Here is a 2,885-nt window from a genome sequence, read left to right as displayed (position 1 = left end):
CGCTGGCATCCTCGGTGAATTCATTGGCCATTTCTGACAGGCACTCGGGGCAGCGGGCCTTGAATGCTAACAACGCCATGCCAACCTCTCCGGCAAAACCGCCGAGTCCGCCACCGATTATCCCACCAACAGTACTACTGGATACACCGCTGCTGCCCTGGCTGTCGGGTGCGGCATGGGCACCGCCGGGTTGCGCTGCACTGGCTTGCTCTGCAACGGCACCAGCGTCCGGCTCTGGGTCAAGCAGGCTTAAGTCTCTTTCAATAGCGAGCTTGACCAGCTCTCCGGCAGTGCTGGTGGCCAGGTCAGTGGTTGCCGGTGCCGATGCGGCCCCCTTTGGTACTGATTGGGCATCGCCATCAGCACTTTTTTTCGGGGGGGTGGGCAGGTGCTTGGCGATGTTATCCAGTGTGGTGACAGCGTGTGCATTCATCAGCCTGATGTCGGTAAATTTTGAGAGACCCCAATGTTCAACAGGATTCGGCTGCGCGATGGCTGCAAGGACTTCCCGCATCAGATAAACCATGGGCATTTGCGCAAACTTTGCCAGATCTTCTGTCTCTGATTGTGATAGGGATTTCAGGTTGATCTTCAGAATTTTCCGGATGGCATCACTTTTGACCGTATCAAGGTATTTTGTAGTCAGGGCATTGATTTTTTCCTTGTCAAGTTCTTTGAGTTGGGCGGGGGCGTGGGTCATGATATCTTTAATGGTTAGTGCTGAATCCTTGATCAGTTCCATGTTTTCCAGTGGGTCCAGCAACGAGTTGGTAAGGTGAGCGAAACCTCTACCGTAAAGGGGGGCAGCATTAGGCCCGGGGTGCAGTGGTATGTTATGTATATCAGCAAATTGAGCCAGGGCATTGGGTATGGCGGCTTTCAGCTGCTCCAGAGTCGTGCCGGTAACCGTGGTTACACCGGTAATCTGATCTTGAACAGTGAGCCTGAAGAGATTGTTGCTTTTGCTGAAAGCAAAGTAACAGAGGTGACGGGAAGTAGGATCGACTGCAAATTGCACAAGTTCAGTACCAAGACTGTCAACAGGAATCTGGTCTAACATTTTATCGATCAGTTGACTAAGTGAATTGAAACTGTTTGATTCAAGCTCAATCAGCTTATCCAGTTCAAGCGATACACGAACGGCTGCGTCGATCATCTGTTTAATAGATATGCTGTCAGCCTCCAGGCCCACTGAATCGGGATGGTTGTGTGGTATAGCTTCGTCCCCGTAATATAATGCATCCTGCAAGGCCATTCTGATCTGGAGTGGGAGTCGACTGTAATCGAAACCAAATAATATTGAATTTGCCAGGCTCACCAATGAATTGGTGAACATACCGTAACGACCGGCAATGGCGGTGGCCAGTAAATCCCCGGCACAAAATCCTTTAGCCAGGTCATTTTTGAATGCCAGATCCAGGGCATCCTGGGCAAGTGCTGACAGAAGGATCTCTCGTAGAGGAATCGAGGCAGCTGCCTGATCAGTCAGTGTTAGCAAGTCATGAATCTGATTGTCTGCCAAACTCTTGATATTGTCTAAAAGGTCACGATAAGGGTTTTCTGATGCGTAGTCATTTGGGGTATTAAATACTTTGTTATGGAGTACATTAACACTGAAGGTAATTTGGCCAACCCGGTAATAATCGCTGTTATTGATGGCCTGTTGAATTTCGTCGGCGTACTTCTTCAGTCCTTTTAAAATTTTGACTTTATCTGTCATCCATTCAAACATCTCTTTAAATCCAGGATCGTCAATAAGGCTATCGCGGTTATATAGAGCTTTGTTGAATGCATGCAGCCTTTCTTCGAAGCCTTTGAAGAATACTTTCATTTCACTAGACATTGGTGCTTTCTCAAATTGAGTCAGCCCTTTGAGCAGAGCTGTAGTTATGTCTATTAAAAGCGCTCTTCTGGTTCTTTTGGTTTTCGTGTTACCCTGGTCATGATTCCGGATGTAATTCTTCACTTGATCAGTGAGCTGTTTCAGTTCATTCTCATAAATCGTGGCAACGGCTGGAAAGGATTTTTTAATAGCCTCGGTGAAGCAAGAAACCATTAATACCAGATTGAATAATTCATACATTTCCACTCTTTTTTCCAAACTTGATATTAACTCGGACAAATCAATCATTGGGTGTGGCTGCTGACTGTAACGAATGTGCGGCAATGGATCATCCGGATGTACACCGATGATTGTTCCGGACTGCTGAGCTATCCCGGTGATATTCCCCCAGGCATTTTCGGCAGTTGCTATGAGACTGTTTTTTTGCTGTTGTTGATAGTCCACCAGCTTGTTTTTCAGTGACGCCATTAACGTGATTTTTGCACTATCGGAAACCAATTCGCTCAGTAGCGGCATGGTAGTAGTCGGGATAAGTGTACTTGTTCCGTTGGTCGCCTGAGTGATGTTTCCCAACGGGGTTGTAGCTGTTGATGAACGGTTGTTAACGGTTGTGTGTGTGGGTATTGATGGCGTGAAGTCACTGGTATGGGCTGCATGGTCAGCAGTTGATAAGGTGGGTGATGTGACAGTGCTGTCAGTACTGGAGACAGTCGTTAGTCCTGTGGTTTCCGGGCTGACGTCGGTGGTTGTGTAGTCTTCGGATAATGGTGTGGACGGTTTATTAGCAATGGAATTTGTGTCAGAACTATTGCCGTTGTTCTGGTCAGTGTTCTGACCAGCCACAGGGGGCGGCTTAATAAAAAGTGTATTTTGGGTACGATGTTGGAGGCATTCAGTTAATTTTTTTTGCATATTTTGTATCTTGCCTTCCAGGGCCTGTGTTTCTTCCCGGTTTTTATTAATCAGTTTCTGGACATCGGACTCGGCATTTGTTCGATAAGACAGAAATTTCCTTTTGGTTGATTGTTCGGGTAAATCGCCT

Annotated in this window: 1 protein-coding gene; it reads right to left on the bottom strand. The window is 47.1% G+C overall.

All coding sequences use genetic code 11. The features are described from left to right. Positions 1-2,686, bottom strand: a 2,686-nt coding sequence (locus KDK13_RS13125; RefSeq protein ID WP_257285423.1) for a hypothetical protein, incomplete at its 3' end; no start/stop codon positions are given. Between the last annotated feature and the right edge of the window lie 199 nt (positions 2,687-2,885).

This window comes from Endozoicomonas sp. SESOKO1, assembly GCF_024606265.1.
GTDB lineage: Bacteria > Pseudomonadota > Gammaproteobacteria > Pseudomonadales > Endozoicomonadaceae > Endozoicomonas.
This window is presented reverse-complemented; position numbering and strand designations above follow the sequence as displayed.